Below are 23233 nucleotides of genomic sequence, written 5' to 3' on the forward strand. Positions count from 1 at the left end.
AACGTATGAAAGGCTTCTGCGATTCGTAATATACCTATCAAGGCCCAGCCTCGACACTGGCACCTCCTTCACCACGGGAGCCACCCATGCCCAGTGCCAATTCTCTCCAGCGCCTTGCCGCACTGGACAGCAACACCGTCTCCGACGCCCTCGACTTCCTCGCCCTGCCCGGCGCCACCCTGGGCCTGCGGCCCTTGTGGAACTGCGAAAAAATCGTCGGCCGCGCCAGCACCGTACTGCTCGGGCCCAAGACCGACCAGCAGCCCACGGCGCACCTGATTACCCCGGTAGTGGAGCAGATTTGCAGCACTGACCGGGTGCTGGTGATTGCCGGAGGCCTGGAGGGCATTTCCTGCTGGGGCGACATCCTGGCCAATGCCGCGAGCGCCAAACAGGTTCGCGGCACGGTGATCGACGGCTACAGCCGCGACATCGACGGTAGCGCGGCCATCGGTTACCCGGTCTACGGCCGTGGCGTGACCATGATCAGCGCCCGCAACCGGGTGGTGCAGCTGGCCAGCGCCGTGGCCATCGAGGTCGCGGGCACCTGGGTCAATGAAGACGACTACGTGATCGCCGACAACTGCGGCACGGTGTTCGTCGCCGCAGAGCATGTCGAGCAAGTGCTGGAGCTGGCGGAACGCATCACGCGGCGCCAGGACGCCATGGTCGCCGCCGTGCGCAGCGGCCGCTCGGTGGCCGAGGTGATGCACGACAGCCACTTCGACGCCATCCAGCAGGAGCCGGCCCAATGAACAGCCAGGACCAGGAACTGGTGGCGCTGTTCGCCGGCCTCGACACCCCCGGAGTCTCCGATGCCCTGGACAAGCTCGGCCTGCCGGGCCAATGCCTGGGCCTGATGCCCCTGGACAACTACCGACAGACGCTGGTGGGCCCGGCCTTTACCGTGCAGTACGTCAGCGCCAGCGTGCCACCGGGCACCGTGGGCGACTTTATCGACGACGTGGCGCCCGGGGACGTGCTGGTGATCGACAACGGCGGACGCAGCGACTGCACCGTGTGGGGCGACATCATGACCCAGTACGCCGGGCGCAAGGGTATCGCCGCCACGGTGATCGACGGCGTCTGCCGTGATGTCGGCAAGGCGCTGGGCGATGGCTACCCGGTGTTCAGCAAGGGCCGCTACATGCGCACCGGCAAGGACCGGGTGCAAGTGCAGGCCTTGAACCAGCCGATCTCCATCGGCGGCGCCCGGGTCTGCCCCCGGGACATCGTAGTGGCCGACGCCAATGGCGTGGTGGTGGTGCCCCGCGAGCACGCCCGGGAAGTGGCCGCCTGCGCCCGCCGGATCGAAGCGGTGGAAGCCGATATCCGCGCCCTGCTCGACCAGGGCCAGACACTCAAGCAAGCCCGGGAAACCCTGGGCTATCACCAGTTGCAGAGGAAATCCTGAGCATGTTCAACGACCTCAAGGCCCAGGCCAAGCGCCTGGGCAGCTCGACCCTGTATGAAGCCAGCGGCCTGCCCTGCGCCGTGGACAGCCGAATTCGCCCGATCTGGGACGGCGCCTTCATCGCCGCCCCGGCCTTCCCGTTGCAGTGCTCCCCCGGCGACAACCTGGCCTTGCACCTGGCCATGGAGCGGGCGCCCCGGGGCAGCGTGCTGGTGGTGGCCACCGGCAATTTCATCGCCGGTTACTGGGGCGAAGTGCTGACCGTGGCCGCCGAAGCCGCCGGCGTGGTGGGCCTGGTGATCGACGGCGGCGTACGTGATGTGGCAGCGCTCAGGGCCCGGGGCTTCCCGGTGTTCGCCCGAGGCGTTTCAGTGCAGGGCACGGTCAAGGCCAGCGCGCCCTCGGTCGGCCAACCCTTCAACTTCAACGGCGCCGCCGTGGCCCAGGGCGACCTGGTGGTGGCGGATGATGACGGGGTGATCATCATTCCCCAGGCTCATATCGCCCGCACCCTGGCCGAGGGCGAAGCCCGAGCGCAAAAGGAAGCGCAGATGATGCAGGCCCTGGAGCAGGGCCATTCGACCCTGGAACTGATGCAACTGACGGCCTGGAGAACACCGGCATGAACACAGACCAGCAACGCCTCAACCAGCGCCTGGCCGCCACCCAGCCTTCAGCCACCTACCGCATCATCGATCGGGTGGCCGAACGCCGCGCCGCGGGGGCCAGGGTCATCTCGCTGTGCGCCGGCGAGCCGGATTTCGACACCCCGCCCCACGTGCGCCAGGCCGGCATCCAGGCCATCGAGCATGGCCACACCCGCTACACCCAGGTGGCCGGCAGCCGCACCCTGCGCGAAGCGGTGGCGGCCAAGTTCCGCCGGGAAAACGGCCTGGAAGTGGAGTGGCAGGACACCCTGGTGTGCAACGGCGGCAAGCAGGTGATCTACAACGCCCTGGCCGCCACCCTCGATGAGGGCGATGAAGTGCTGGTGCCGGCGCCCTATTGGGTCAGCTACCCGGAGATGGTCCAGCTGTGCGGCGCCACCTCGCGGATCATCCGCTGCGAGGCCGGCAGCGGCTTCAAGTTGACGCCGGCCGCCCTACAAGCCGCCATCACCCCGCAGACCCGCTGGCTGATCCTCAACTCACCGTCCAACCCCAGCGGCGCGGTGTACCGCCGCGAAGAGTTGCAGGCCCTGGCCGAGGTGCTGCTCAAGCATCCCCAGGTGCTGATCCTGGCGGACGACATTTATGAACACCTGATCTTCGATGGCCAGGCCTTCCACACCCTGGCCCAGGTGGAACCGCGCCTGGCACCGCGCACCCTGACCATGAACGGCGTCTCCAAGGCCTACGCCATGACCGGCTGGCGCATCGGTTTTGCCACCGGGCCGCGCTGGCTGCTGGCGGCCATGGAAAAACTCCAGGGCCAGCAGACCTCCGGGGCTTGCGCCATTTCCCAGCAGGCCGCGGTGGCGGCGTTGAACGGGCCCAAAGACTTTATCCTGCACAGCCGAGAGGTATTCCAGCGACGACGGGACTGGATGGTGGCGCGTTTGAACGCCATTCCCGGGCTCAAATGCGCAGTGCCGGCCGGGGCCTTCTACGTGTTTGTCTGCTGCGCCGGCTTGCTCGGCCGCACCTCCCCCGGCGGCCGGCTGCTGAACAGTGATGAAGACCTGGCCCATGCCCTGCTGGAGGAAGCCGATGTGGCCGTGGTCCAGGGCAGCGCCTTTGGCCTGGGGCCCTACCTGCGCATTGCCTACGCCCTGGATGACCCAGCGCTGCAGCGCGCCTGCGACGCCATCGAACGCTTCTGCACCGCCCTGTAGAAGCCGGCTTGCCGGCGAAGGCGATCTCGGGGGCCCCTTCGCTGGCAAGCCAGCTCCTACAGAGACCTGCCGCCATCTGCCCCCGCGATAGCGACATCTCCAATCTGCACGACCCACCCTCTGCGTATGCAGTTACGATATGGGCAACTCCCTCCCCACCCCGGCCTGACCTTCCGTGCGGTGCGAACAACAAACCGGAGATTGCCTGATGCTGCCCACTGCCCCCGATACCGCCCGACTCCAGCCCCTGCCCGTCGCCCTGGTGGATGAACTGACCACTCTGCTGGGCCAACGCTTCAGCACCTCCGCCAGCGTTCGCGAGCACCATGGCCGGGACATCTCCGCCCTCGATCCGCTGCCGCCGCAAGGGGTGGCCTTCGTCAATCACCTCGACGAAATCATCGCCGTGCAGCAGGCCTGCCATCGCCATCGGGTGCCGATCATTCCCTACGGCAGCGGCAGTTCCCTGGAAGGCTGGCTGCATGCGGTGCACGGCGGGGTGTGCATCGATGTGTCGGCGATGAACCAGATTCTGGAAATCCGCGTCGACGACATGGACGTCACCGTGCAACCCGGGGTAACCCGCAAGCAGCTCAACGCTGCGCTGCACGGTACCGGCCTGTTCTTCCCCATCGACCCCGGCGCCGACGCCTCCTTGGGCGGCATGGCGGCGACCCGGGCCTCGGGCACCAATGCCGTGCGCTACGGCACCATGCGCGAAAACGTCCTGGCCCTGACCGCGGTGCTGGCCGATGGCCGAGTGCTGCACACCGGCGGCCGGGCGCGCAAATCCTCCTCGGGTTATGACCTCACCCACCTGCTGGTAGGCTCCGGCGGCACCCTGGCCACAGTGGCCGAGCTGACGGTGAAACTGCACCCGATTCCCGAAGCCATTTCCGCCGCGGTGTGCAATTTCCCCAGCGTCGACCAAGCGGTGCAAACGGTGATCCAGGCCATCCAGCTGGGGGTGCCGATCGCCCGTATCGAACTGATTGACGCCCTCACCGTGCGCGCCCTGAACGCCTACAGCAAAACCCGATTGAACGAGGCGCCGTCGCTGTTCTTCGAGCTGCACGGCTCGCAATCCTCGGTCCAGGAACAGGTGGAAACCATCCGCCTGCTGGCCGATGAACACGGCGGCCAGGACTTCGAATGGGCCGTTCACCCGGAAGACCGCAGCCGCCTGTGGCAGGCGCGGCACGACGGCTACTTCGCCGCCGTGGCCCTGCGCCCCGGCTGCCGCGCCCTGACCACCGACGCCGTGGTGCCGATCTCACGCCTGGCCGAATGCATCGAAGCCACCGCCGCCGACCTGCAGCAGCAAGGCTTGCTGGCGCCGATTTTCGGCCATGTCGGCGACGGCAATTTCCATGCGGTGATCCTGCTCAACCCCGACGACCCCGAGGAAGTGCAGCGCGCCGACGGCGTGGCCCAGCGCCTGGCGGAACGGGCCATCGCCCTGCAGGGTTCCTGCACCGGCGAGCACGGCGTCGGCCTGACCAAGCAGGCCTATATGAGCCTGGAGCACGGGCAGAACGCGGTGGACGTGATGGCGGCGATCAAGGCCGCCCTCGACCCGCAACAACTGATGAACCCGGGCAAGATCTTCCCCCGCGGCCCGGCCGTCGACTAAGGCAGCGGCCCGCCAAGGAGCCAGCATGGAAATCCGCCAGCTGAAATACTTCGTCGCCGTGGTCGATGCCGGCAGCCTGTCCCGCGCTGCCCGGGAAGTGCACGTGGCGCAATCGGCCCTGAGCAAGCAGATGTCGGCCCTGGAAGCCGACCTCGGCGCCCAGCTCTTCCATCGCAGTAACAGCGGCATCCGCGTCAACGACGCCGGCAAACTGTTCTACGAATACGCCCAGGGCCTGCTCAAGCACCTGCAGGACGCCCGCGCTGCAATCAGCAGCGAACCCGGCGCCCTAAGCGGCTCCATCGTGGTCGCCCTGCCCCAGAGCGTGGCCAGCACCGTGGCCCTGCCGCTGATCCAGGCCGTGGCCCGCACCTACCCCAAGGTCGAACTGCACCTCAATGAAGAGCTCACCGGCAACCTGGTGGACCAACTGGTGCGGGGCCGGGTCGACATTGCCCTGTTCACCCCCATCGGCCTGCCGCCGCAAGTCAGCTTCAGCCCGCTGCTGGAAGAAGACTTCTACCTGATCCACCGCGCCGACGACCGCCACGCCCCGCCACCGGGCAGCGTCACCCTGGCCGAAGCCGTGGCCCGGCCGCTGGTGTTTCCCAGCCGCGCCCACAGCCACAGCACCCGGGCCTGCGTCGACCAGGCCCTGGAACGCCTGCACTTGCCACCGGCCCAAGTGGCCATGGAGGTCAACTCGGTGCACATCCTCAAGAGCGCCGTGGAGGCCGGCATCGGCCCCAGCATCATGCCGCTGAACCTGGCCCTGCGCGAAGTCGCCGAAGGCCGGCTGGTGGCCCACGCCATTCAGCCCCGGGAAGTCTTTCGCACCCTGGGCATCTGCGTCTGCGAAGCCTTGCCCGGCAGCAACCTGCGCAGCGCCATCGCCCACCTGATCGCCCAGGTGGTGCGCGACATGAGCCGCTCCGGCGAATGGCCCGCCACCCGCCTGCTACCCGAGGCCTGAACCGCTGTTTCACCCATTGCTTCGACAACAAGAATAAAGAGGCTAGCCATGAACCCACCTTCCCGGCCGCCTGCGTCCCTCGACGACGCAGCCCTGCACTCGGCCTACCGCAAGACCGCCTGGCGCATCATCCCGCTGCTGATTTTGTGTTACCTGGTGGCCTACCTGGACCGGGTCAACGTCGGCTTCGCCAAGCTGCAGATGCTCGACGACCTCAAGTTCAGCGAAGCGGTGTACGGCCTCGGCGCCGGGATCTTCTTCGTCGGCTACCTGCTGTTCGAGATCCCCAGCAACATCGCCCTGCACCGCTTCGGCGCGCGGCGCTGGATCGCGCGGATCATGGTCACCTGGGGCCTGCTGTCGGCGGCCATGATGTTCATCGAAACGCCACTGACCTTCTACGTGTTGCGGCTGCTGATCGGCATTGCCGAAGCCGGCTTCTTCCCCGGCATCATCTTCTACCTCACCACCTGGTTCCCCAGCCAGCGCCGAGGGGTGATGACCGCCCTGTTCATCATGGCCCTGCCGATTTCCAGCCTGTTCGGCTCACTGATCTCCGGGCTGATCCTGCAACACCTTAACGGCGTCTCCGGCTATGCCGGCTGGCAATGGCTGTTCGTCATCGAAGGCCTGCCCGCCGTGGCCCTCGGCGCCGCGGTGTTCTTCCTCCTGCGCGACCGCATCGCCGACGCCCACTGGCTCACCCCCGAAGAGCGCCACGGCATGCAGGCCGCCATCGACCGCGAAGCTGCCAACAAACAGAGCCACCGCCTGCGCGACGGCCTGCTCAACCCCCAGATCTGGCTGCTGGGCGCGGTGTACTTCTGCCTGGTGCTGGGCCAATACGTCATCAGCTTCTGGCTGCCCACCATCATCCGCAACAGCGGTGTGCAACAGCCCTGGGCCATCGGCGCCCTCACCGCCCTGCCCTACGCCGCCGCAGCGGTGGCCATGGTCATTGTGGGCCGCAGCTCGGACCGCCACGGCGAGTACCGCTGGCACCTGGCGGTCTGCGCGGGGATTGGTGCGCTAGGCGTGGCGTTTGGCACCTTCTTTGGTGACAACCTGATACTGGCCATGTTCGGCCTGATCGTCGGCACCGCCGCCATGATCAGCAGCCTGCCGGTGTTCTGGGGCTTGCCCACCGCCGTAGTGGGCGGCGCGGCCGCCGCGGCGGGCGTGGCATTGATCAACACCCTGGGCAATGTGGCGGGGTTCTTCAGCACCATCGTGGTGGGCTGGCTGACCCAGGTAACGGGAAACACCCAGACCGCAATGTACTTCATGGCGGCCATCCTGCTGATCGGCGGCGGGCTGGGCTTGATGGTCAACCCCGTACGCAAGACAGCACGACTACAAACTGCCTGACGCGCCCCCCTGTAGGAGCCGGCTTGCCGGCGAAGGCGTCCACAAGACCGCACTCGCCGGCACAAATAACACCATCGCCGAGCACCTGAATCAGTCAAGCCACCAGTTCAACAGCGTCTCGTCCTCATCGTCATCGAGGTTTTTATAGACATTGGCGTAGTACCACTCGATCCCGGTTTGCTCACGAAAACCATCAAAAAACCTGTTGATGTTCTCCATCCCGTTTTTTGCAGGGACCGCCAACGCCAGCGTCCCCTCGCACACCCCATCCAGAGTCCCATTCAGCTCACGAATGACATCGCTTTCGAGTGCCGAGATCACCGCCGGATCAATGTAATCGGCATAGATCTGAATGCAGAAATTCCCGCCCCGCTTCAGCACTTGCGCCGGCGCATCGGGATTGCGGATGGAAACGATATCGCCCCGCGCCAGGTTCTGCGCCAGGCCCGGTGAGGAGAGCAACTCGTAGGTATCCTCATCGATGCGCCGCGCCAGCAGTTCCTCGCGAACGGCGCCATCGTCATCGGCCATGTACACCTGAATCAGCACAGGGGATTGCTTGTCGTCCATACGAGGCTCCACAGTTTCCACGTTCAACACCTGACCCTTGTTCTGCTACCCAGCGCTTCCATCCCCTGTCTCAGGGCAAGGGCTCAAAACGCCCACTGCCCGCATTCCACGCAAACCCCGGCAACGTGCAGTCCTGAAAGCCGATCCGCAATTGCTCCCCCTCAGCCTGCACCTGCAAGGTATCCACCCCCAGGTTGCGACACCCCGGCGCCGCAACCGCCAGGCTCTGCAGCAACTTGCCGGTGGCCTTGTCCATCACCTCCACCGTCGTGATTCGCTGATCATTGCCCGGCATCGGCACCTGGAAATACCAGCGTTTAGTGGAAGCACTCTGCAGCAGCGTGGTGACCGGCTGCGGCCACGAGCGATCCGAATCCACCAGCCCCACCAGCTTCAGCGCAATGGGCAAGGACTTGCCCGTGCGATAACTGGTCCAGGTGCCGCGCACCTGCCCCTGCTGGCGGGAATTCATCAAGTCATTGAACTGCAAACGCGCCACCGGCAAGCCCTGCTCGTCCAGCTCATCCATGGCCAGCGTCTTGTTGCTGTAGCTGAAGGTCGGCTTGAGGCGGATCGGCGTGCGATAGCGCTGATAGGCATAGGTGCCCTGGTAGACCGCATTCTGGCTACCCAGGGTCAAGACAATCGCCTGCTTGCCCAAGGTCCCCTCATACACCCCGTGGGACGCCTGCGCCGGCAACAACCACAGCGCCAACACCAGCACCATCAGCCCCCGAGCAAAATCAAACCCGCGCATCAGAAACGCTCCTCGCCCGACGACAGATATTCCAAACGCTCAGGGGTGATCACCCGGTAATAATCCCAACGCCGAGTGCGCTTGTCGTAATTGATAAAGTCCTGCTTGCTGAACTCCATCTGCCCACTGGGGGAAAAGCGCAGATCACCCTCCACCGCGAACTGCTCCAACTGCGGATGACGCCGATAGGTCCGCAGATCCCGGCTGTACAGGTAGTACTGCGTGGGCGAGCACCACACCTGGCCATCCGCCTCCCCCACGCGATAGCCCTGGACCTGAAAGTCCATCCGCGCCTCGGCATGGAAATGCCCGAAGGTCAGCGTCCTGGTGCCCACGGACGACAGACACCACTGCCCGCTAATCTCCTGCACCCGCTTACCGGTGGCCCGGCTGATCACCCGGATACTGTCCACCTGCGCCACCTCCTCCCCGGCCTTGCGCGCGGCATGCACACTGAAATAGAAATCCCGATCGAACACCGGCTGCAACAACTCCCCCTCAAAGGCCTCCCGCTGACTGTCGCCAAAGCGCCTCACCCGCTGCAACTGCAACGGCTGCTGCGTGCCCGTGCGCAGATCCACCAGACTGCCCTGCAGCGCCTCTGCCCCCTCGGCGAACGGCTGCAACGACACCGCCGTTGCGGGCAGGGTCGGGTTGTCCATGATGTTGATCAAGAGCGCGGAGCCAGGATGGAAAGGGGTGGACTCCAACGCCATCGGCAGGCGCTCGGACTCGGAAAACCAATAGCCGGACATACCGCCGCCGTATTGGGAGTCGTAGGTGAGCGCCAGTTCAACCGGAGTGTCGCCGAGGGTGCCGCGGTAGGTGGTGGTGGGGTTGGCTTGGGCGGTTGGAGTGATTAGCCCGAGGCCGAGCAAGAGAGCTGCGGTCAGGCGCAAAAGGAGGTGTGGCAGGTGACGCTGTTGGCCAGCCCTTGTTTGTGAACTGCTGCCAATGGGCTGGGTCATGCCTGCGCTCCTTGCGGTGGGGAAAAGGGGCGCAGGATAGCAAAATCAGGTGAGCATCTGATGGTATGAGGTCGCGTAATCGCTGACGAAAGATACGAAGAGCTCAGAATCTCTCCTTACGACAAAAATCAGCAAAACAGCCCTTCCCTACCCACAATCAAGACGCTTCCTACAGCTCCGCTGTTGCACCCATTAATACCCAAGCTTATAGTTCGCCCCGTCTGCTGGCTCCGGCCAACGACAGGGTTTCGCAGCCCTACAGATACGATTAACCCAAGCACCATAAAACACCGGCCGCTCCTCGCGTCCGGAGTTTGCTTTATGGCGGCTGTGTGCGGGAGATCTTCGGATCTGCCGAGTTCTCGTATCTTCGGTCTGCGAACCCGCGCACAGCTGCCACCCATTCGATTCGCAGCGAACGGCAGCCGTACTTTTCGATACGAGGAGTAATGCCATGAAGACTCAAGACGAGTCCCAACGTTTTATCCCCCTGACTCCAATCGCCAGTGACATTCCAGTGCTGTTTATCGATAGCCACGCGCCGTTGGCAGATCTCTGTGCCTGTGCCAACGAGCGTTTGCTGACAACCCTCGACTATCTGAATCTCATGGCCTGTACTACGTTGCGAGACTCAAGCGAGAAGGACATCGGCATCGTAGTCAATACTGCGCGACTGCTGCTTCAGGACGCTCGAGATGTGCTCATGGTGATCGAAACACACGCCAACGACGGATGACTCAGAGCGAAGATGGCAAGTTCAAGAGCTGATGCCAGTCAGATAAGCTGACTGGCTTTTTTCTGCTTGAATACTCCGGAAATCCGATTCTGATAGCACCCGGAGAAAACACACTGCTGATCCTGAACGTCAGAATGCAAAGCACAAAATTGATTGACAACAGGACTTTAGAACCATCGCATGCAAGACCTTCTGGAGGCACCTACCTAGCTGTATTGAGCTCATGTCAGCTATAAACGAAAAGACAGGTTTGAATAGATAGACTAGGTACTAGCATTTTGCTAGCGTCGCAATCCAGTATGAGCCAAAAACCTCGAGTAACCAGTTCAATACGCGTAAAGCTAAAGCTCCTTAGACTGAGCAGAAAAATGCTCAGACAACGCCAGGAAAGCACCTAAGTGAGGGACTAATGAGAAAAATACCTTTCAATGTATCTGCCCGAACCGCGAGACTAATAGGTAGAGAAAACGTCTCCTCTGCCGAGGGTGCAATTATAGAGCTTGTTAAAAATAGTTACGATGCAGATGCAAAAAACTGCATCGTCTACTTTGAAGATAAATTTTCTGAACTACCACAAACTTTAGAACAAAACGACTACAAAGAATTTGAGACACTATTAACAAAGCTCAACATACATAAAGCCATCGACTCTTATAGTTTAGAAAGCACGACAAACTCATACATTTTCTCCAATGAAAAACACAAAGAAAACTTTACAACAGAAGAAAGATCAACAATCGACAAAAAACTACTAGAAAACATCAACATCTATATCATAGATGATGGTGAGGGCATGAGCGAGGAGGTCATTGAACGCGCATGGATGACAATTGGCACAGATAATAAAAACGAAGATTTTATTTCCAATACCGGCCGAGTAAAATCTGGTGCAAAAGGGATTGGGAGGTTTGCCCTTGACCGGCTCGGGGGAAACTGCGAACTTTTAACAAAAAACATCACATTAGAAAACTCTCTACTTTGGAAGGTAAACTGGGGAGACTTTGATAAGCAGGGAATTACAATTAATGGTGTGAATGCAGAACTAGGAAATAGCATCGCCTCAATAGAAAACAACTTTCAAGAACTAATAACAAAAAACACCGAATTCGAAAAAAAAATCGATACCAAAAGCAAGGGAACCCACATTAAAGTCTCTAATGTTAGAGACCAATGGCGAGCGCAAAACATACAAAAAATCTTCTCTGAGCTTGAGTCACTCGTCCCTCCCGTGGAAGCAGGTGGCTTTGATGTATTCGTCTACAGTCAACGTCAAAAAAGTGAATTTGGACAAGTATTACCTAGCATCTGCGATGATTATGACTACAAATTAAGCGCCAGCATGGATCAAGATGGCATCATCACATTTGATGCAATAAGAAAAGAAATAGATACAGAGAGACTAAAAGATGAAGTATTAGCAAGGCCATTTTTTAAAAACCCTATGTATACCAGAGAGAGTCTTCTTGGCCACCCTCTCAAATATAGCAAAAGCTTATACGAGCTTATTCCTGGATTGAAAGAGCACAATAGCTCCGCTCATAAACTAATCGGTAAATTCAACTTCACACTGTACTTCCTCAAACGAACAAGTGACCAAAAAAGCACTGAAATGTTCTTTCACCGCACCTATAATAGTGATGCTCGGAAACGTTGGCTAGAACATAATAATGGGATCCGTATATATCGAGATAACTTTAGAGTCAGACCATATGGTGAAATTGGTAAAGCCTCCTGGGACTGGCTGGGATTAGGTCGTCGACAGGCAGAGGATCCCTCAGCCCTTCGTTCCGGACGATGGAAAGTAACTCCAAATAACATCTCAGGAGTTATTAATATTTCCAGAATAAACAACTTAGGACTTGAGGACAAATCAAGCCGAGAAGGTATTCAGGAGAACGAATCATTTGGACTATTTAAGTCAATAATTGAAGCATTAGTCAAAGAATTCGAAAAAGACCGTAGCGCTTTATATCGTGAGTTCTACCTATACAGCCTAGAAAAGAAAAGAGTACCTACCGACGAGGAACTAGACCCAAAACAAGAAGAGGACGCTGAAAAACTTGCACAAAAAATATTCGAAAATATAAAAAAGGAACATAACGAGACACAAGACGACTCAACAAAACTAGCATTAGCTCTTTTGAAAGAAAAAGCGCGAACTCGTGAAATTGATGATCGTTTAGAGGACATGAAAAAGGAGAACTCACTCCTGAGAGTTTTTGCATCAAGTGGTATTACAATAGCATCCTTTACTCATGAACTTGATAGTCTAAACGCCAGACTTGGAAATCGCTTTGATCAATTAGCGACTCTAATTTTAGCTTATTCAGATATGGATAAGAACGCCCGCCTCACGATCCAGGACTTTAAAAATCCATTCAAACGGATAGAGATGCTAAAGCGAGATGATGAACGTGTTAAAAACTGGATTAAATACTCATTAAGAACCATTAGAAAAGATAAAAGAAAGCGAGTAAAAATAAATATAAAGACCTATTTGGAAAATCTTCGCGATGAGTGGACCAGCACACTAGAAGACAGACAAGTATTCTTGGATGTCCAGGTCAACGATAAAGCGCTGTCTCTAAGAGCATATGAAATAGACCTAGACTGCATATTCAACAATCTAATTATAAACTCTGCCGACGCCTTTAAGCGCCCTGGCTTTTCCGGACGCAGAAATATATCCATAAAAGCCGAAAGTAAAAATGAAAAAATTTACTTCTCTTATAATGACACCGGCCCAGGCCTTTCCAAAGATATTTTGGACCCTCAAGATATTTTTCGGCCTACATTTACAACTAAAACCAACAATCTGGGAGAGGAAACTGGCACAGGGCTTGGCATGTGGTTGATTGAAAAAACCGTTGAAGAATATGGAGGCAGAGCAACACTTGGCCAAGAAGATGGATTCGCTTTGTTTATGGAGCTAAAGGGATGAACAACGGAAGAATAGTTTATATTGATGAAGATCCTGATGATATTGTTTATTTTCAGGACTTTGTAGATGGCCACTTTTCACTAGAAACCATTCAAGTCGTCAATGAATCTGAACTAAGCGATATAGTAGATGACATCTTAAATTCGCCACCAGATGCAGTCATAACTGATTTCATGCTCAACGAAAAAGCAACTGTGGGGTTTAATGGCCAAGCACTTATCGAATTATTGCAGGAGCGGAACAAGCATATTCCGTGCTTTTTACTCACTTCACATGCACCGGACGCACTTGAGGCCACCCATGACGCACGCCTAGTCCAAGCTAAGGCTGTAATGATGGGAGAGGATAATTTAAAATCTCTTTTTCGTTCGCAGATAGCTAAGGTCATTGAGGATCATCGAGTAAAGTTGAGTAGAGCAGAAGAAGAGCTAGAGTCATTATTAGCCATAATGAATAACGAGCTGACCGCACAGCAAAGAAAACGAATAATTGAGCTTGACAACTACATCGAAGAGCATGGCATGACATCTCACGCTCTACCTGAAGAATTAAAAGAAGAGCGCAGCATTAAACTTTTGACAGAGCTAATAAGCCAAGTAGATCAGCTTTTAAGTCGGGAGGAGAAAAAATGATGCCGCTTCCTATAAAAGCCACTAGACCCATTCGACGCACCACAATACAAAAAAAATCTCGCTATTCGTTATACAAGCCAGAATTACGAGAGGACTTTATTTCAAAATGCGGGTATTGCGACACGCCAGACTATTACTCTGGAGGCCGCACAGGCTTCCATATCGATCATTTCGCGCCAAAATCAAAATTTGACTTACTGAAGAACGAATATAACAACCTTGTATACTGCTGCCCTATTTGCAACTTAGGAAAGAGTGATGACTGGCCAGGAGACAACCCAAATACTTCATTCATGGGTGACATCGGATATATTGATCCTTGCAGCGAAATTTATAATGAACACTTAGCAAGAAACCAAGACGGCACGATTTTAGCGTTAACCCCCTTAGGTAGTTACATCCACAAAAGACTAAAACTAAACTTGCGCAGACGACAAATTTGCTGGTTAATGGAGCGAATGGAAGACCAACTTACGCGACTTGCAAAACTTGGCGGACGAGACGACGCTGAAATCAAAGCTTTATGTGAACTTACAATAGAGTATTTTAAATATGCAGGATTCTTAAAGCGTGAATAATTTTTTTCTAGAGGACATTGAGTCTTCTCGTATTTTTGCGCAAAACCATATCGCTGATGAAAAAAAGAAACTAGCGGAACAGTATTTCACTCCCGCTAGAGTCTCACAAATAATGGCGACTATGTTCACAGACAATACGACAAAAAAGCTAACTTCATTAGATCCGTGCTGTGGGGTTGGCAACCTTGCGGCCGCATTACTGACTCGTTCATTAGAGCGCAAGGAAAAAACCAGTATTACTTTGGTTGAAAAAGATCCAATATTAGTATCAATCGCGAATAAAAATTTCATGCACGCTCCAAACACCATTGTATTGGAAGCTGACTTTTTTGAGTTTTGGCAGAAATCCGATAAATTCGACAGAATAATACTAAACCCACCTTACTCTAAAATCCCATCAAATTCGGACTTATCAAAATTTTGCCGTAAAACCCTAGGATATAGAGAGTCGAATATATATTCAGCATTTGTCTCGCTTTGCTTAAAACTTCTTTCCGACACTGGAGAGTTAGTAGCAATAATACCGAGAAGCTTTTGCAATGGGCCTATGTTTAAGGGATTCAGAACATTTATTCTAAGCGAGTTCTATATCCATGAAATTTATCTTTTTGAGTCTCGTAAGATTTTTTGGGACTCTAGCGTCCTACAAGAAACTGTAATTTTGAAAATTTCCAAGACACCTAGTGAGCTGGTTAAAATATCTCACGAGCGTCTAAATGGCGAAATCAACAAGAAGCTAATCTCCAACAAAAAAGTCTACTTCGAAGCGGACCCGCAAAAGTTTTTTCATATACCATTAGCAAGCGGTGACGACGAACTCTTAGACAAAGTATCAAAGTTCAAAAATAATCTTTTGTCTTTAGGGCTCAAGGCATCTACAGGAAAGGTTGTAGATTTCAGATGCGAAGATCTTCTAGTTAGAAGAAAATCAAGCTCAACCACCCATCTTCTATATCAAGACAGCATTACCTCCCAGAACGAAATCAACTTCAGCCTGAACAGCACAATCAAACCACGATTCATAAAGGTCAACAACGATTCAAAATCCATTTTAATACCCAGAAAAAACTACATTATAATTCGGAGAATATCATTTAAGGAATCAAAAACTAGAATTGTAGCAGCACCTCTACTTACTCAGGTCTATAACGATGAATTTATAGGAATCGAGAACCATCTAAATTATATATGGGGAGAAAAAAACCTCCTAACTCAAGAACTTTGCATTGGATTGTTCGCTTACCTCTCAACCCCATCCATCGACATGTACGTGAGGAGATTCTCTGGCCACACCCAGATAAACGCAACAGACTTGAACTCCCTACCTCTACCGAGTGCATTAGAACTAGAAGACTTTGGAAAAACCAACAAAGGATCATCAACAGAGGAAATAAAGATATTAGCAGAACAACACTTCTTCCCCACAGCATAAACCTTAAGCTCTTAGGATAGCCCCCATTAAAAACAACGAATACACAACAACAATTAGACTTCCATACGTTACCAAAGCAGTAGTGCAATGGTAACGGCCATCCAATCTATCGTTAAATTCTGAAATCCTTACACTTCAATTTAAAACCGATTATCCTCTCCAACCTTGAATTCATCTCACGTTCTTATACAACATCAACCGCGCCCCCTCATGCATCCCCCGGGTCAACTCCAGCAACCGTTCAAACTCCCGCGGATGCTCCTGCGCCACATCCTCACGCGGGGTGCTCGACGCCAAATCATGCAAAGTCGCGCCACTGCCGTCGTGTTGCATCTGCAGCAAAAAGTCCTTGGTCACGCCGCCAATCACCGGGAAGGTTCCTTCCCTCAACACCAACGGCACCACCCGCTCCCCTTCCGGTGCAGGCTGCTGAATGTCCCGCCCCATGGCGCCATTGGTGAAGGGCATCCCGGCCATGCCGGCCACGGTGGGCAGCAGGTCGGCGAGGCCGACGGCTTCTTCGATCACTCTGGGCTGCAACATCCCCGGGGCATGAATCAGCAGCGGTACGTTGTTGCTTTCCAGCCCTAGCTGTTCAAACGCGGGGGCCATGTGGGGGATCTGGCTGATGCGGGTGTTGTGGTCGCCGAAGAACACGAAAATCGTGTTGTCGTAGTAGCCGCCCGCTTTGGCGATCTCCATCAGCCGACCGATGTTGAAGTCCAGCAGGCGCACGGCGTTGTATTGCGCCAGGCTGCGGGAACCCGCGGCCTGGACCTGTTCCAGGGGCAGGTCCTGGGCTTGGAAGCCGTCGTTGTCCTTGGGGATGGTGAACGGGCGGTGGTTGCCGGAGGTTTGCAGGTAGGCGAAGAACGGTTGGTCCCGGGGGATGGCGCGCAGCAGGCGGTCGCTTTCCTTGAACAGGTCGAGGTCGGAGATGCCCCAGACGTCCACCTGGGGCGATTGCCAGTGGCTTTCGTCGTACAGGCGCACGTTGTCGATGCTTTGGCGAATCAGGCCGTTGATGTTGGCCCAGCCGGCGTTACCGCCGATCAGGTAGAGCTTGTGGTAGTCGCTGAAGGCGTTGATCAGGCTGTGTTGGCGGGTGATCAGCGGCTGGCGGGTGGCGGTCTCTTGGCGGGTGACGTCGGGCACGCCGGTGATGCTGGCCCACACGGTCTTGGCGGTGCCGGTGACCGGGACGTAGAAGTGTTTGAAGAACCAGCTCTGGCTGGCCAGGCGGTCGAGGTTGGGGGTGGGGTTGAGCGGGTTGCCGTAGGCGCCCACGGCGCTGGTGCCGAGGGATTCGAGCATGACGAAGATGACGTTGGGCGGCCGTGGGCGGTCGATGCGGTACGGCTGCACGCCTTGTTGGCGGGTGAAGCTCAGGCTGTGCGGGTCCGGCTGGTCGACGCCGAGGTAACGGGCCAGGGCCGGGTAGTGTTGGCGCACCTGGGCTTCGTCGTACTGGGCCTGGCCGGCCTTGAGGGTGTCGTAGAAGAACAGCACGGGGTTGAGGCCCAGGGCGGCGATCTGGCTGTTGCCGGAGAAGTAGGCGTCGCTCCAGCGCAGAGGGACGGGGTTTTCCAGGTTGAGGTTGTCTACCCGGCCCAGCAGGCCGAGGAACACGGCGGCGATGCCCAGGACGCTGACGCTGGCCAGGGACCAGCGGCCCAGGGGTTGCGCCGGGCGGTCGAGGGTCCGGCGTTCCAGGCGCAGCAAGGCGTAGCAGCACAGGGCCAGGGCGCTGCCCCAGGCGAGGACGATCCACAGCACCGGGTAGCTTTCCCAGAGCATTTGCCGGGAGATCTGTGCGTCGTCCAGGTAGCGCAGCACCGTGGCGTTGATGCGTACGCCCAGGTAGGCGTAGTGGCCGAAGTCGATGATGTACAGCAGCCCTACCCCGCCCAGTACCAGCAGCAGGTAGGCCCGGGCCAGCCAGCGCAAAGTTGGCAGGCGCAGCAGGTTCCAGCGCGGCAACCAGGCCAGCAGGGCCAGGGGCAGCAGTATCAGCAAGGTCAGGCGCAGGTCGAAGCGCAGGCCGATGCCGAGGGTCTGGAGGATGGCCTCGCGCTGGTCGGCGGCGCTCAGGCCCACCCCGGAAAAAACCACGGCGAACAGCAGCCGCAGCAGTGCCAGCAATCCGAATACCAGCCCGATTGCGCCCACGCCGTAGCGCAGGCGGCGTGATTGCAACCCGCCCATCATTGACCTCTGTGTGGTGTTGTCGAAGGCCGCGGCGCGGCCGGTTGGTTTACCCGGCAAGGGGCTGCCCGCGGCTGCGCTGGGTGACGCGGCGCCACAGCCACAGCAGCAGCGCGCCGCTGCCGGCGATCAGGCAGTAGCCCGCCAGCAGCGGGTCCAGCAGGTAGTCCCAGTAGTTTTCCGAAGGCTTCAGACGCAGGGCAAAGGCCAGGGTCCCGGCTGCCAGCATCAGTACCCCCAGCAGGTTGCGCTGCCACAGCAGCACCAGCGCCACCAGGCCCATCAGCACGATCATCGGCCGTGGGTTGTAGCCCCAGCGGTAGGGGTCGAGGTAGGTCAGGCCCAGGGTCGCGGGGTACAGGCTCAGGGTCAGGCCGATAAACAGCAGCAAAACCTGCACCCGGTGTTTGGCTGGCAAGGGCGCCATCACCCCCAAGTGCCGCAGGCTGACCCAGCCCAGCAGCACCAGGGTGCTGATGGCCAGGTCATCGGTGAAGCTGCGCACATAGGCCGCCAGCGGCAGCTGGTTCAGTGGAATAAAGCTGACCAGCGCCAGCACCGGCAGCAGCCAGGGCCGCCAGGGCGCGGTCACTCGCAGGCTGCCAAGCAGCACGAAGCCCAGGAGGATAAAACTCAGGTGGGCTTGCCACAGGGACAGCATCACAAGCGCTCCGCCAGCCACGCCGCGTTGAAGCTGACGTGCTTGATAAAGGTGTTGTTCCAGGAATAGACCAGGTGGTACAGGCCGTCCGTCCCGCGGCTGAAGTAGGGGTATTCGTACTCGAAGTCGCAGCCCTGGGGCTTGCACACCCGGTAGTCGAGGTTGCTCAGGAAGCGCTGTTCCAGGGGCAGACGCCGGGCGCCGCTGGAGGCACGGAAACCTTCGCCGATGATGTCCTTGTAGGCCTCGTGGGAAAACGGCTGGCCCAGGGGATCGGGGGACTGGTCCAGTTCCACCAGGGGCCGCCACTGGCTGAGGCCGGCGTCGGTGCCGTACAGACTGAGTTTGAAGCGCCCGTCCTGCAGATCGTTGAGGGCCACCAGCAGGCCCTGGTTGTCGGTGCCCACCGCCGCCAGCGATGAGTTGGGGTTGGACGGTTGCAACGGATAGGGCTCGCTCCAGGTCTGCCCGGCGTCTTCGGTGCGGCTGGCCAGGACCTTGTGGTGGGTGTCGCCGGCGTAGCGCAGCATGGCCACGGCGCGGCGTTCGTCCAGGGGCACGATGGTCGGTTGCAGGGAGTGCTTGCCACGGCTGATGCGGAATTTGTCGATCACCGCGCCATCGGCGCTCAGGTACAGGTACTCGGCGAACTTGCCCATGAACTCGTGGTACACCGGCAGGCCGATCGCGCCGTCGGCATGGAACACCGGCGCGGCGCGCACCAGGGTGCTGATGTTGAAGAACGGCGAGGTCACCAGCTGTCGCGGCGCCGACCAGCTACGCCCCAGGTCGTCGGAAACCATCAGGTTGATGGCGCTGGTGGCCCAGCCGCCCACCGACACCGAGACGTAGAACAGCCACAGGCGCTGATCCGGGCCCAGGGCGATCACCGGGTTGCCGAGCTTGCGGATATAGCGCCCGGTGCCGTCACGGGTCGATTCGCGGGTGGCCAGCACCTGCTCGGCGCCCCACTCGCCGCTCTGGGCGTCAAAGCGTGCGCTGCGCACCTGGACGTCGGCGGCGCCTTCCCGGGAGCCGGCGAACCACACGGCCATCAGGTCGCCGCCGGGCAAGGCGGTCACCGAGGACGAATGCACGAAGTCATCCAGGTCAGAGGAGACGAAACGGCTGTTGTATTGCGGCGTACTGTTGGTCGTAGCCGTATCGCTGCTGACCACAGCCTGGGCAAACGGCGCCAGCTGATGGGGAGGATGGCTGCGCCAGGCGGCAATAAAGACGACGGCCAACAGCAGGCTGCCGCAGAGGAAGATCAGGCGAAAGGACAGCGCACGCATACAGGAGCCCGTGGCAAATACAGGGTGGGAACAAGGGAAAAACCATTAGTGCCGATCACTGTCCGGCAAGGGCCGACGGCGGCCGGTGAGCATCGACAACGGCAGGTTGTCGCGCACCTGCAGGCTTTCAAAAATCGCCGCGCACACATGCAACAGCACCAGCCCCAGCAGCACATCGGCGCTAGTCTCATGCACTTGCAGCGGCCAATCGGCGCCCCACAGGGCATCGACCTCTTCCATCAGAAAACCGCTGATGCCGATCAGCAACAGCGCCAGCAGCATCAGCAACATCACTAAAGCCCCGAGGGGCGAATGCCCCAGGCGATGCTCGGGGCGCCCGGCCAGCAGCGAGCGCAGGTGCCGCGCCAGCCGGGCCCGGGTCGGCCAGAAGTCGGACCAGCGCGCACTGCGCGGCCCGACAAATCCCCAGGCTGTGCGCAACAGCAGCCAGGCCATGGCGTAGTAGCCGAGCCAGACGTGCCAGTCGTCACCGGCTTCATTGAAGAAGTAGTTGCCGATAAAGACCCCGGCGATGGACAGGTGAAACAGTCGCACCAGCGGGTCCCACAGCCGCAGGGAAGCGTGCGGCATCAGCCTTTGATCTCGATCTTCACCGCCTTGCCGGTTACCGGATCGTGGTAGATCTCGACCTTGCGCTTGTCCTTGTCGAAGCCGTAGATCTCGTAGCAGTTGCCGTCGGTGACCTTGAACTTGCTGATCTGGTAGCCCTGGGCCTTGAGCTGTTCCTGAAAGGCCTTCTGATCCTGCCATTGCGAACGTTCGGCGGTGGTGCATTGCGGGCCGGCGAGGGCCAGGGGGCTGGCGAGAACCAGGGACAGCAGGAGGATCTTGCGCATGGAAAACGCTCCGGTGATGGGGGAGATTCCACTGTGCAAAACCAAGCTTAGTGAAAGCTTAGTTGGCAACGCGCGGTAACATTTTCCCCGCTAAAAACCCCTGCCGACGGACCCTGGCCGGCGTCATCATGCGCCCCTTCCCTGCCCCCTCGCCCTACCGAGAACCGCCCATGCGCCTGCTGCTTGTCGAAGATGATCGTGCCCTCGGCCAGGGCATCCGCGTGGCCCTGAGCGCCGAAGGCTACACCCTGGACTGGCTGCAGGACGGCGCCAGCGCCCTGCACGCCCTGCGCACCGAAAGCTTCGACCTGTTGCTGCTGGACCTGGGCCTGCCGCGGCTCGACGGCCTGGAACTGCTGCAGCAATTGCGCGCCGCCCAGCAGGACCTGCCGGTGCTGATCCTCACCGCTCGCGACGGCACCGCCGAACGCATCGCCGGGCTGGATGCCGGGGCCGACGACTACCTGGTCAAGCCCTTCGATGTCGAGGAATTCAAGGCCCGGGTCCGCGCCCTGCTGCGCCGCAGCCAGGGTCGTGCCCAGCCGCTGCTGGAACACGCCGGCATCCGCCTCGACCCGGCCAACCAGCAGGTGCATTACCAAGACAACGAAGTGGTGCTGACGCCCATGGAATACCAGCTGCTGCACCAGCTGATGGTGCGCCCGGGCAAGGTGGTGACCCGCGAGCGCCTGTCCCGGGCGCTGTACGGCTGGCAGGACCGGGTCGAGAGCAACACTCTGGAAGTGCTGATCCATAACCTGCGCAAGAAGCTCTGCAGCGAGCTGATCCGCACTGTGCGCGGCGTCGGTTACGTGCTGGCGCTCAAGCCATGAGCTCGGTGCGCACGCGGATTATGCTGCCGGTCCTGGTCCTAGTGCTGCTGGGGGATTTGCTGATCAGCTGGCTGGTGCTGCGCGACAGCCACCATGAGGTCGAAGAGGTCTACGACGCCCAACTGGCCCAGAGCGCGCGCCTTCTGCAAGGGGTACTGCGCCAGCGCGACCCGGCCCAAAAGCCGGACGCGGCGGACTGGGAGCGCCTGCACCAGGCCTTCGACCAGGCCATGAGCCGGGTCGGCGTGGACGGCGCCGCCCACCCCTATGAAACCCGCCTGACCTTCCAGGTGTGGCGCGATGACGGCCAGTTGCTGATGCGCTCCGCCGAGGCCCCGCTGCTGGAGGCGCCGCCCACCACCCTGGGGGCCCACGACATCCTGGAAAACGGCAAGGACTGGTGCGCCTTTCTTCTGGCCGACCCGCAGCAGGGCTTGCTGATCTGGGTCGGCGAGCGCGATGACATCCGCCAGGACCTGATCCAGCGCATCGTGCGCCATACCCTGTGGCCGACCCTGATCGGCGTGCCGCTGCTGGCGTTGCTGATCTGGCTGACCATCGGCTGGGGCCTGGCGCCGCTGCGGGCCATGGCCCGGGCCATTCGCGGGCGCAGCAGCGACACCTTGCAGCCGCTCGGGCTCAAGCCCCTGCCCCAGGACCTGGAGCCAATGCAGACCGCCCTCAACCAGTTGTTGGCCCAGATCGACAGCCTGCTGGAGCGCGAGCGACGCTTTATCGCCGACGCCGCCCATGAACTGCGCACGCCCCTGGCGATCCTGCGGATTCATGCGCAGAACGCCCAGAGTGCCGGCAACCCGGAGCAACGCCGGGAAGCCCTGGATTTTCTAGTGAGCGGCGTCGACCGGGCCACCCGCATCGGCAGCCAGTTGCTGACCATGGCCCGCATCGAACCGCAGCTGAACAGCCCGCGCCTGAGCCGCATCGACCTCAGCGCCCTGGTGCGCGAAGAGCTGGCGGAACTGACGCCCCTGGCCCTGGAGAAAGACGTCGAACTGGTGCTGGAAGGCGACGAAGGCTGCCTGATCGCTACCGACCCGGTGGCCCTGGCCATCGCCCTGCAGAACCTGGTGACCAACGCCCTGAACTTTGCCCCAGCGGGCAGCGAGGTACGGGTCGGCCTGCGGCCCCAGGCGGACGGCGCGATGCACCTGTGTGTGGAAGATGCGGGGCCGGGTATCGACGAGCAGCAGCGCGAGCGTTTGCTGGAGCGCTTCTACAGCCAGGGCAATGCCAATGGCGCCGGGCTGGGGCTGGCGATTGTGCAGATGATCGTCAGCAAGATCGGCGGTCGCCTGGAGTTGCGCAATCGGCCTGAGGGCGGGCTGTGTGCATTGTTGTTGCTGGGGCCGGCGCTTTAGTCGGCGGCGCGAAGGGCCTATCCTGTGCGCCGCTCGGGAATGGGGGCGGCCTTGCGGGCGTATTCGCTGGCAAGCCAGCGCCTACACAAGCACGCCCCCGTAGGAGCCGGCTTGCCGGCGAAAGCGTCCGTAAGATCGCCTTCGTCGGCAAGCCGGCTCCCACAAAC

At 59.0% G+C, this 23233-nt stretch carries 22 protein-coding genes; 14 read left to right on the forward strand and 8 right to left on the reverse strand.

Annotated elements, in window-relative coordinates; translation table 11 throughout:
• Positions 1-86 precede the first annotated feature (86 nt).
• From ACUXVH_RS13485 to ACUXVH_RS13515, 7 genes are all read left to right on the forward strand, one after another.
• Complete coding sequence (locus ACUXVH_RS13485; protein WP_065363273.1) at positions 87-755, forward strand: RraA family protein; 669 nt, start codon at positions 87-89, stop codon at positions 753-755.
• Positions 752-1414, forward strand: coding sequence for an RraA family protein (locus ACUXVH_RS13490; protein ID WP_065363272.1), 663 nt, complete (start codon positions 752-754; stop codon positions 1412-1414). Before ACUXVH_RS13485 ends, ACUXVH_RS13490 begins: the two co-directional genes overlap by 4 nt.
• A gap of 2 nt (positions 1415-1416) precedes the next feature.
• Positions 1417-2040: an RraA family protein gene (locus ACUXVH_RS13495; RefSeq protein WP_065363271.1), complete on the forward strand. Its 624-nt coding sequence runs from the start codon at positions 1417-1419 to the stop codon at positions 2038-2040.
• A complete protein-coding gene (locus ACUXVH_RS13500) occupies positions 2037-3248 on the forward strand; it encodes a pyridoxal phosphate-dependent aminotransferase (RefSeq protein WP_065363270.1) in 1212 nt (403 codons plus the stop codon). Before ACUXVH_RS13495 ends, ACUXVH_RS13500 begins: the two co-directional genes overlap by 4 nt.
• A 208-nt stretch (positions 3249-3456) precedes the next feature.
• Positions 3457-4881 carry an FAD-binding oxidoreductase gene (locus ACUXVH_RS13505; RefSeq protein WP_065363269.1) on the forward strand — a complete coding sequence of 475 codons (1425 nt, stop codon included), beginning with the start codon at positions 3457-3459 and terminating at the stop codon, positions 4879-4881.
• 25 nt (positions 4882-4906) lie between these two features.
• Positions 4907-5854: a LysR family transcriptional regulator gene (locus ACUXVH_RS13510; protein WP_072444464.1), complete on the forward strand. Its 948-nt coding sequence runs from the start codon at positions 4907-4909 to the stop codon at positions 5852-5854.
• A 48-nt stretch (positions 5855-5902) separates the two neighbouring features.
• Positions 5903-7222 carry an MFS transporter gene (locus tag ACUXVH_RS13515; protein ID WP_445495084.1) on the forward strand — a complete coding sequence of 440 codons (1320 nt, stop codon included), beginning with the start codon at positions 5903-5905 and terminating at the stop codon, positions 7220-7222.
• A gap of 90 nt (positions 7223-7312) precedes the next feature.
• On the opposite strand, the gene ACUXVH_RS13520 is transcribed toward ACUXVH_RS13515, so the two are convergent.
• The 3 genes from ACUXVH_RS13520 to ACUXVH_RS13530 all read right to left on the reverse strand — a co-directional run bounded on the left by ACUXVH_RS13520 (position 7313) and on the right by ACUXVH_RS13530 (position 9517).
• The gene (locus tag ACUXVH_RS13520) at positions 7313-7792 is read right to left on the reverse strand and encodes a DUF4265 domain-containing protein (protein ID WP_019094115.1); all 480 of its coding nucleotides are present in this window, start codon (positions 7790-7792) and stop codon (positions 7313-7315) included.
• A 70-nt stretch (positions 7793-7862) separates the two neighbouring features.
• Positions 7863-8549 carry a hypothetical protein gene (locus ACUXVH_RS13525; protein ID WP_065363266.1) on the reverse strand — a complete coding sequence of 229 codons (687 nt, stop codon included), beginning with the start codon at positions 8547-8549 and terminating at the stop codon, positions 7863-7865.
• Positions 8549-9517, reverse strand: coding sequence for a hypothetical protein (locus ACUXVH_RS13530; RefSeq protein WP_065363265.1), 969 nt, complete (start codon positions 9515-9517; stop codon positions 8549-8551). Before ACUXVH_RS13530 ends, ACUXVH_RS13525 begins: the two co-directional genes overlap by 1 nt.
• A gap of 454 nt (positions 9518-9971) precedes the next feature.
• Here ACUXVH_RS13530 and ACUXVH_RS13535 point away from each other — a divergent pair, with 454 nt between their 5' ends.
• From ACUXVH_RS13535 to ACUXVH_RS13555, 5 genes are all read left to right on the forward strand, one after another.
• Positions 9972-10253, forward strand: coding sequence for a fructose-bisphosphate aldolase (locus tag ACUXVH_RS13535; protein ID WP_445495087.1), 282 nt, complete (start codon positions 9972-9974; stop codon positions 10251-10253).
• 409 nt (positions 10254-10662) lie between these two features.
• The gene (locus tag ACUXVH_RS13540) at positions 10663-13194 is read left to right on the forward strand and encodes an ATP-binding protein (protein ID WP_445495089.1); all 2532 of its coding nucleotides are present in this window, start codon (positions 10663-10665) and stop codon (positions 13192-13194) included.
• On the forward strand, positions 13191-13826 hold the full coding sequence (locus ACUXVH_RS13545; protein ID WP_445495091.1) for a hypothetical protein: 636 nt from the start codon (positions 13191-13193) through the stop codon (positions 13824-13826). The genes ACUXVH_RS13540 and ACUXVH_RS13545 overlap by 4 nt, the downstream gene beginning before the upstream one ends.
• On the forward strand, positions 13823-14404 hold the full coding sequence (locus ACUXVH_RS13550; RefSeq protein ID WP_445495093.1) for an HNH endonuclease: 582 nt from the start codon (positions 13823-13825) through the stop codon (positions 14402-14404). The genes ACUXVH_RS13545 and ACUXVH_RS13550 overlap by 4 nt, the downstream gene beginning before the upstream one ends.
• Positions 14397-15836 (forward strand): HsdM family class I SAM-dependent methyltransferase, encoded by a 1440-nt coding sequence (locus tag ACUXVH_RS13555; protein ID WP_445495095.1) that lies wholly within the window; start codon positions 14397-14399, stop codon positions 15834-15836. Before ACUXVH_RS13550 ends, ACUXVH_RS13555 begins: the two co-directional genes overlap by 8 nt.
• 171 nt (positions 15837-16007) lie before the next feature.
• On the opposite strand, the gene ACUXVH_RS13560 is transcribed toward ACUXVH_RS13555, so the two are convergent.
• Genes ACUXVH_RS13560 through ACUXVH_RS13580 form a run of 5 tightly spaced genes read right to left on the reverse strand, consistent with a single transcriptional unit; the run spans position 16008 to position 20854 of the window.
• Positions 16008-18041, reverse strand: coding sequence for an LTA synthase family protein (locus ACUXVH_RS13560; protein WP_445495097.1), 2034 nt, complete (start codon positions 18039-18041; stop codon positions 16008-16010).
• 49 nt (positions 18042-18090) lie between these two features.
• Positions 18091-18702, reverse strand: a complete 612-nt coding sequence (locus ACUXVH_RS13565) for a hypothetical protein (protein ID WP_065363257.1) — start codon at positions 18700-18702, stop codon at positions 18091-18093.
• Positions 18702-19997 carry a sialidase family protein gene (locus tag ACUXVH_RS13570; protein ID WP_445495099.1) on the reverse strand — a complete coding sequence of 432 codons (1296 nt, stop codon included), beginning with the start codon at positions 19995-19997 and terminating at the stop codon, positions 18702-18704. The genes ACUXVH_RS13565 and ACUXVH_RS13570 overlap by 1 nt, the downstream gene beginning before the upstream one ends.
• Before the next feature lie 45 nt (positions 19998-20042).
• Positions 20043-20588 (reverse strand): cytochrome b/b6 domain-containing protein, encoded by a 546-nt coding sequence (locus ACUXVH_RS13575; protein WP_065363255.1) that lies wholly within the window; start codon positions 20586-20588, stop codon positions 20043-20045.
• Positions 20588-20854 carry a PepSY domain-containing protein gene (locus ACUXVH_RS13580; RefSeq protein ID WP_065363254.1) on the reverse strand — a complete coding sequence of 89 codons (267 nt, stop codon included), beginning with the start codon at positions 20852-20854 and terminating at the stop codon, positions 20588-20590. The genes ACUXVH_RS13575 and ACUXVH_RS13580 overlap by 1 nt, the downstream gene beginning before the upstream one ends.
• Before the next feature lie 170 nt (positions 20855-21024).
• Between ACUXVH_RS13580 and ACUXVH_RS13585 the strand changes: the two genes are divergently transcribed.
• Positions 21025-21687, forward strand: a complete 663-nt coding sequence (locus ACUXVH_RS13585; RefSeq protein ID WP_019092959.1) for a response regulator — start codon at positions 21025-21027, stop codon at positions 21685-21687.
• On the forward strand, positions 21684-23066 hold the full coding sequence (locus ACUXVH_RS13590; RefSeq protein ID WP_065363253.1) for an ATP-binding protein: 1383 nt from the start codon (positions 21684-21686) through the stop codon (positions 23064-23066). The genes ACUXVH_RS13585 and ACUXVH_RS13590 overlap by 4 nt, the downstream gene beginning before the upstream one ends.
• Positions 23067-23233 lie beyond the last annotated feature (167 nt).

It is taken from the genome of Pseudomonas sp. 8(2025), assembly GCF_052665325.1.

Bases quoted from the DNA above. Each gene is read 5' to 3' on its own strand.
- ACUXVH_RS13540 (WP_445495089.1), top strand. From the start codon at position 10,663: ATGAGAAAAATACCTTTCAATGTATCTGCCCGAACCGCGAGACTAATA.
- ACUXVH_RS13520 (WP_019094115.1), bottom strand. From the start codon at position 7,792: ATGGACGACAAGCAATCCCCTGTGCTGATTCAGGTGTACATGGCCGAT.
- ACUXVH_RS13545 (WP_445495091.1), top strand. From the start codon at position 13,191: ATGAACAACGGAAGAATAGTTTATATTGATGAAGATCCTGATGATATT.
- ACUXVH_RS13590 (WP_065363253.1), top strand. From the start codon at position 21,684: ATGAGCTCGGTGCGCACGCGGATTATGCTGCCGGTCCTGGTCCTAGTG.
- ACUXVH_RS13500 (WP_065363270.1), top strand. From the start codon at position 2,037: ATGAACACAGACCAGCAACGCCTCAACCAGCGCCTGGCCGCCACCCAG.
- ACUXVH_RS13510 (WP_072444464.1), top strand. From the start codon at position 4,907: ATGGAAATCCGCCAGCTGAAATACTTCGTCGCCGTGGTCGATGCCGGC.
- ACUXVH_RS13505 (WP_065363269.1), top strand. From the start codon at position 3,457: ATGCTGCCCACTGCCCCCGATACCGCCCGACTCCAGCCCCTGCCCGTC.
- ACUXVH_RS13495 (WP_065363271.1), top strand. From the start codon at position 1,417: ATGTTCAACGACCTCAAGGCCCAGGCCAAGCGCCTGGGCAGCTCGACC.
- ACUXVH_RS13535 (WP_445495087.1), top strand. From the start codon at position 9,972: ATGAAGACTCAAGACGAGTCCCAACGTTTTATCCCCCTGACTCCAATC.
- ACUXVH_RS13580 (WP_065363254.1), bottom strand. From the start codon at position 20,854: ATGCGCAAGATCCTCCTGCTGTCCCTGGTTCTCGCCAGCCCCCTGGCC.
- ACUXVH_RS13565 (WP_065363257.1), bottom strand. From the start codon at position 18,702: ATGCTGTCCCTGTGGCAAGCCCACCTGAGTTTTATCCTCCTGGGCTTC.
- ACUXVH_RS13550 (WP_445495093.1), top strand. From the start codon at position 13,823: ATGATGCCGCTTCCTATAAAAGCCACTAGACCCATTCGACGCACCACA.
- ACUXVH_RS13485 (WP_065363273.1), top strand. From the start codon at position 87: ATGCCCAGTGCCAATTCTCTCCAGCGCCTTGCCGCACTGGACAGCAAC.
- ACUXVH_RS13585 (WP_019092959.1), top strand. From the start codon at position 21,025: ATGCGCCTGCTGCTTGTCGAAGATGATCGTGCCCTCGGCCAGGGCATC.
- ACUXVH_RS13530 (WP_065363265.1), bottom strand. From the start codon at position 9,517: ATGACCCAGCCCATTGGCAGCAGTTCACAAACAAGGGCTGGCCAACAG.
- ACUXVH_RS13515 (WP_445495084.1), top strand. From the start codon at position 5,903: ATGAACCCACCTTCCCGGCCGCCTGCGTCCCTCGACGACGCAGCCCTG.
- ACUXVH_RS13570 (WP_445495099.1), bottom strand. From the start codon at position 19,997: ATGCGTGCGCTGTCCTTTCGCCTGATCTTCCTCTGCGGCAGCCTGCTG.
- ACUXVH_RS13560 (WP_445495097.1), bottom strand. From the start codon at position 18,041: ATGGGCGGGTTGCAATCACGCCGCCTGCGCTACGGCGTGGGCGCAATC.
- ACUXVH_RS13575 (WP_065363255.1), bottom strand. From the start codon at position 20,588: ATGCCGCACGCTTCCCTGCGGCTGTGGGACCCGCTGGTGCGACTGTTT.
- ACUXVH_RS13490 (WP_065363272.1), top strand. From the start codon at position 752: ATGAACAGCCAGGACCAGGAACTGGTGGCGCTGTTCGCCGGCCTCGAC.
- ACUXVH_RS13525 (WP_065363266.1), bottom strand. From the start codon at position 8,549: ATGCGCGGGTTTGATTTTGCTCGGGGGCTGATGGTGCTGGTGTTGGCG.